At 59.8% G+C, this 6118-nt stretch carries 3 protein-coding genes; 1 reads left to right on the forward strand and 2 read right to left on the reverse strand.

Annotated features, from left to right (window positions below; all coding sequences use genetic code 11):
- Positions 1 to 2: 2 nt before the first annotated feature.
- Both ACNA0J_RS19390 and ACNA0J_RS19395 read right to left on the reverse strand, forming a co-directional pair.
- Positions 3 to 1673, reverse strand: a complete 1671-nt coding sequence (locus ACNA0J_RS19390; protein ID WP_415820500.1) for a hydantoinase B/oxoprolinase family protein — start codon at positions 1671 to 1673, stop codon at positions 3 to 5.
- 1 nt (position 1674) lies between these two features.
- Positions 1675 to 3786: a hydantoinase/oxoprolinase family protein gene (locus ACNA0J_RS19395; protein WP_415820501.1), complete on the reverse strand. Its 2112-nt coding sequence runs from the start codon at positions 3784 to 3786 to the stop codon at positions 1675 to 1677.
- 291 nt (positions 3787 to 4077) lie between these two features.
- Here ACNA0J_RS19395 and ACNA0J_RS19400 point away from each other — a divergent pair, with 291 nt between their 5' ends.
- Positions 4078 to 5910 (forward strand): PhoX family protein, encoded by a 1833-nt coding sequence (locus ACNA0J_RS19400; protein ID WP_415820502.1) that lies wholly within the window; start codon positions 4078 to 4080, stop codon positions 5908 to 5910.
- Positions 5911 to 6118 lie beyond the last annotated feature (208 nt).

Here is a 6118-nt window from a genome sequence, read left to right on the forward strand (position 1 = left end):
GATCAATCAAACGCGTGTGGATAATCGCGACGCGCCTCAGCCTCGCTGATATAGCCGTATTGCACATCGCGCTTGACCAATTCGGCAGGCCGCTCAGCCGGCGCACCAAAACCGCCGCCACCCGGCAAGTCCAGCACCAGCCGCTGCCCTTCTGCAATCAACTGGCTGCCCTTGGCGCGCAACACCGTGCCGTCATCCCGCCCGACCTTGCCCGCTCCGCCGTTGCTGCCGCCATGATGGCCGCGCGCCGGAAAAGCCACGCGATCAAACATCGCATTCAACGTGAACTGGTATCCCTCGTGAGCGCCGATCTCGATACGCTGCCCCAGGCCGCCGCGCCAACGTCCTGCACCCCCCGAATCCGGCAGCAGTTCCTTGCGCCATACGACGATCGGGCCGATGCTCTCCGTCACCTCCGAGGACATGGTGTGCACACCGCTCGGGAAAGCCGTCGTACTCAACCCATCACTATTGGGTCGAGCCCCTGTGCCGCCCGTATTGAAAATCAGCATCTCGTGACGCGATTCGCGGTTATGCTCACGCGCGCCCTGAAACCGCATCTGCAGGTTCCACAATGCGCTGGCCCCCTCGGCGGGAATCAAATCCGGGCGATAGCTCTGCAAGGCTCCCAACACCACATCGGGAATCAGATGCCCCAGCACGTGCCGCACTGCCACCGGAGCGGGGAACGGCGCATTCAAAATGCAACCCGCCGGCGCAGTGATTTCGAACGGACGCAGCGACGCCCAGTTATTCGGGATCTCTGGGGCGATGGCGCACTTCAAGGCATAACATGCATAGGCCTTGGTATACGTCAGCGGCACGTTGATACCGTAGCGGCTCGTACCCGAGGTCCCCGCAAAATCCGCGTACATGGTGCCGCCCTGCGGCTGCACCGTCACCCGCAGATCAATCGGGCTCTCGTAACCATCGACTCGCATTTCGTAGCTGTGCTTGCCCTGGGGCAGCGCCGCAATGTAGTCACGCGTGGCGCGCTCGCTGTGCTCGAAAATAAACGCCGCCAATTCTGTCAGATCGGGCAACCCGAACTCATCCAGCATAGCTTCCAGACGGCGGCGGCCCGTGTCGTTGCAAGCGACCAGCGAATGAAAATCCCCGACGACCTGATCCCGCTCGCGCACGTTATTGCGCAAGATCTCGACCAGATCCTCATTCAGCACGCCGCCCTTGTAGAACTTCATCAACGGGATGCGTATACCTTCTTCGTACACGTCGCCGGCATCGGGGCCAAAGCCGCGCCCGCCGATATCCACCACGTGGGCCGTAGAGGCGAAAAAACCAATCAGGCGAGTCGCCGCATCGGCCGTGGGCTGGCGGTAGACCGGCGTCACCATGGTGATATCGTGCAAATGCCCGGTTCCCATCCACGGGTCGTTAGTCACCAGGACGTCACCCGGCACCAGGCCATTCTCGCCGAACTTGGCCACGAAATGCCCGACGGAATCCGCCATGGAATTGACGTGCCCCGGCGTGCCGGTCACGGCCTGCGCAATCATGCGCCCCTGCGCGTCGAACACGCCTGCCGACAGATCACCCGCCTCGCGCACGCTGGTGCAGAACGCCGTGCGAACCAAGGTCGCAGCCTGCTCTTCGACCACCGAGATCAGGCGATTCCACATGATTTGTTCGCGGACTTTGATGTTGGTGCTCATGTCACACCCCTTGTTTATGTTGACGTTGGATGAGTAAGCTATCGTCCTGTTGCAGGATCAAGCTGTAGTCCGGGCTGACATAGGTCGAGGTCTCTTTTTCCGTCACAATCAACGGCCCATCCAGCCGCACGGCACGCGGCAAGCTGGCCCGGTCATAGATCGCGCAATCATGGAAATCGCCGGATTTGGCGTCAAACACGTTACGCCTATCAATCGGCGGATATTGTTCACGCGATCCCGCACTGTCGCCCGTGCTCGGCTCGATGCGCGGGGGCATTTCCGTTTCGGTGCGCAGAGACAGCGCCCAACTCACCACTTCGACGTCCAGCCCGGCCACCTCGTGGCCAAACAGTTGCGTATAGGCCTTGACGAAATTCGCGCGCAAGACTTCAAGGCTGGCATCGTTCAACACCCCCGCGGGTGCATCCACCGGGATTTCCCAGCCCTGGCCGGCATAGCGCATATACGCCCGCAATTCGCGGACGGCATCCTCGCCATGTCCCGTTTCCCGCAGGAAGCTCGCGACTTCATCATTCATCTCGTCAATCATGCCGTTCACAATGCCGGCATCGAACTGACTCAAACGCATGACCGCGCTGCGCAGCGACTCATAGCCAAAAGGCGCGCGCAGAAAACCAATGGCCGACCCGACGCCTGCGCCCGGCGGCACGAGCAGACGTTCCATCCCGAGCTTTTCGCACAGCCTCACTGCATGCAGCGGCGCGGCACCGCCATAGGCGATCATCGTGTATTCGCTCAAATCACGGCCGCTCTCGACCGCGTGCATGCGCGCGGCGTTGGACATGTTCTCGTCCACCATCTCGGCCACCGCATAGGCGGCTTGCACGTTCACGCTCTGCAGCGGATCCGCGATATGGGTTTGCAATGCCTGGCGCGATGCCTGCTCGTCCAAGGTAATCGAGCCGCCCGCAAACCGTTTGGCGTCCAGCTTTGCCAATACCAGGTCCGCATCCGTCACTGTCGGACGCTCGCCGCCTCGGCCATAGCAGGCAGGCCCCGGCTCAGATCCCGCGCTTTCCGGGCCGACCCGGACCTGCTTCAAATCGTCGACATGCGCGATCGAACCGCCACCCGCACCGATCTCCACCATTTCGATCACCGGGATCGAAATCGGCATACCGCTGCCCTTCTTGAATCGATAGGTCCGCGCCACTTCGAACGTACGCGCAGTCTTGGGATGCAAGTCTTCAATCAAGCAAATCTTGGCAGTCGTTCCGCCCATATCGAACGACAAGACGCGATCCAACCCGTATTTCGCGGCGACGTGGCTAGCGTAGATCGCTCCGCCCGCGGGGCCGGATTCCAGCAAGCGCACCGGAAACTCCGCGGCACTCGCCAATGACATCAAGCCGCCGCCCGAGTGAATCATATAAAGCGGGCATGCCATTCCCTCGACCGCCAAGGCCTGGGCCAGGCGATTCAGGTATGACGACATCAACGGCTTGACATAAGCATTCGCGCAGACCGTGTTGAACCGTTCGAACTCGCGAATTTGGGGCGATACCTCACACGAGATCGATACCGACACATCGGGTAGAGCACGCCGCAGACGGTCACGCACTAGACGCTCATGGTCGCCATTGCGATAGCTGTGCATCAACCCGACAGCCACGCTGGTAAAGCCGCCGTCGCGAATCTCATCGATAATGCGGTCCAGGCCTTCGATATCGAGAGGCACCAGTTCACGCCCGGACGCATCCAGACGCCCCTTGAGCGGAAAACGATCGCAGCGCGGGATCAACGGCGCGGGCAACTGAATCGTCAGGTCATACTGTTCGAAACGGCCTTCGTTGCGCATTTCGATGACATCGCGAAACCCGTCGCTCGTAATAAATGCCGTCTTGGCCCCACGGCGCTCGATCAGCGCATTGGTCGCCAGCGTCGTACCATGTACGATGGACTGAATCGCCGCAGGCGCAATCCCTGCTTGTTCTATCGCCAGCTGCAGGCCCCGCACAATGGCCCGCTCGGGCTTTTCATAATCGGTCAGCACCTTGGCGGTATACAGCCGCCCTTGGTATTCCAACGCCACATCGGTGAATGTCCCACCGATGTCGACCCCTGCCCTGCAAGCCAAATTCGTGTCGCTCATGTATTACCCATGTACGGATGAAAGGGTTCTGGCGATGTGCCGCGCGGTCTGCGCCACATTGCTCCGGCCTCATCATCGGCCAAGTCCGGCAATGATGACAAACAAGTAATAACGCGCATTAGGGCAAGCCAGGCTAGGCCAGCAATTACCCTTAAGGGACTACCCTTACCCAAAAAATGTCGAAATACGATGTTTTTTGTCTTTCGCCATATCCCCGTCATACAGACTCCGTAGTCTCTCGTCCGCTCTCTGACGTTTTCCTGAAAACGATTAACACCCAACGAGGTCTACATGTCATATTTGACAGATAAATTGCGTGCTCCCAGCCGTGAGGCTCGCGGAGAAATCACCGTTCCGGGCCAAATGCTCGAGGACATCGTAGCGGCCAACCCCGCCCGTCGCACGCTTTTGAGAAACAGTATCGGCCTGTCGTTGCTTTCCGTATTTGGCGCAACGCTGACGGCCTGTGGCAGCGGCAGTGATGACGATGATGACGACTCCAGCGGCGGTGACGACGGCGGCTCGACGCCCCCTCCCGGCCCCGACTACTCGGTCACCTTTACCCCGCTGGATGATCTGATCACCGCCGACACCGTCACGGTGCCGCAAGGCTATGTGGTAGAAATCCTGTATTCGGCCGGCGACAAGTGCGAAATCGGCTCGATCGGCTACACCGGCACGCCCCAGTCGTACCCGACCACCGAGAAGCAATCGGGCGGCCAGCACGACGGCATGCACTTCTATCCGCTGGACGGCGTAGACCCCAACAAGGGCGGCCTGCTGGTTCTGAATCACGAAAACGTCGACAGCGAGACTCTGGACCTGAGCACCAACGAGACTCAGACCAACCTGTCCAACGTTGGCGTGTCGGTCATCGAGCTCACGCGTTCCGATGACGGCAAATGGTCGGTCAACACCAACTCGAGCTACAACAAGCGCTATAGCGGCAACACCGTTTACAGCGTCAGCGGTCCCGCCGCCTCGGCCGTGGGTTCGACTGTGGTCGGCACTTTGAACAACTGCGCCAGCGGTCCCACCCCCTGGGGCACGTACCTGACCTGCGAAGAAACGACCGATAACTACTGGGATCCGACGCAGGCAGAAGAAGGCTATGGCTGGGTGGTGGAGATCGATCCTTATACCCCAAGTTCGACGGCGGTCAAGCGCACCGCCATGGGCCGTTTCGATCACGAAAACACCGCCTATATGCTGGACGAGAACAATCGTGTCGCGTTCTACATGGGCGATGATGGTACGCCGGGCTGCATTTATAAGTTCATCCCCAGCAAAGCCTATGATCCGGCCAACCGTGCCAACAACCTCGGCCTGCTGGATGAGGGCACGTTGTACGCGGCTCGTTTCAACGATGATGGCTCGGGCAACTGGATCGAGTTGACGGTCGGCAAAAACAATCTGACGGTTGGCGCTGTCGATCCGGGCAATTACACCCAGGTCGCCGTGGGCACGCTGCCCGAATCGTCGCTGATCGATTTCAAGACTCAGGCTGATGTCCTGATCAACACGAAGGCTGCCGCACGCGTGGCAGGCGCTACGCTGATGGATCGTCCGGAATGGATCACTGTCGGTGTAGACAAGACGCTCTATTGCACGCTGACGAACAACAGCAGCCGCAAGCGCACTAGCGCCGCCAACCCCCGCACTGAAAACCGGCACGGTCACATCGTTCGCTGGAAAGAAACCGGTGATTCTCCGCTGGCTACGACGTTCCAATGGGATCTGTTGTTGCTGGCTGGCTTTGATGCGTCTGCAGGTGAGGCTGCAAATGTCACCGGCAATATCAATGGCGATACGTTCTCCAGCCCGGATGGCATCCGTGTGGATCCTCAAGGCCGCCTGTGGGTGCAGACTGACTCAGGCGCGACGGGGTTCGGCAATAACTCGATGTATTACATCGATCAGGAAACTGGCGAATCGAAACGCTTCCTCGTCGGGCCGGCAGATTGCGAAATTACCGGTATTGCGTATTCGCCTGATCTGACGGCGTTCTTCATCAATATTCAGCACCCGGGTGGGGTGTGGAATACGGTGCGCGCAGAGGGTGGTGATGCACGCTCGGCTACCATTGTTGTGCGTCGTGAAGACGGTAGGCCTGTCGGCGCTTGATTGATGGTGGCGGAAGGGGTCGTTGCTGTATGGACGGCTCCTCTCCAGAGTTCTTGGCTGGTGGAGTTTTACGCCCTCTCTCTCGAGTAGAGGGCGTGTTCATCATGCGTGTTATGCGTCTTGCAAGCAAGCATATGGTTCTTAAGCACCAGGGGCTGCCTTGTACAGGCGGTGCCGGCCCTATCGTCCGGTCTGGCCGCCTGCGCGG

The sequence above is a fragment of the Bordetella tumbae genome (genome assembly GCF_965139195.1).
In the GTDB taxonomy this organism is placed as follows: domain Bacteria; phylum Pseudomonadota; class Gammaproteobacteria; order Burkholderiales; family Burkholderiaceae_B; genus Bordetella_A; species Bordetella_A tumbae.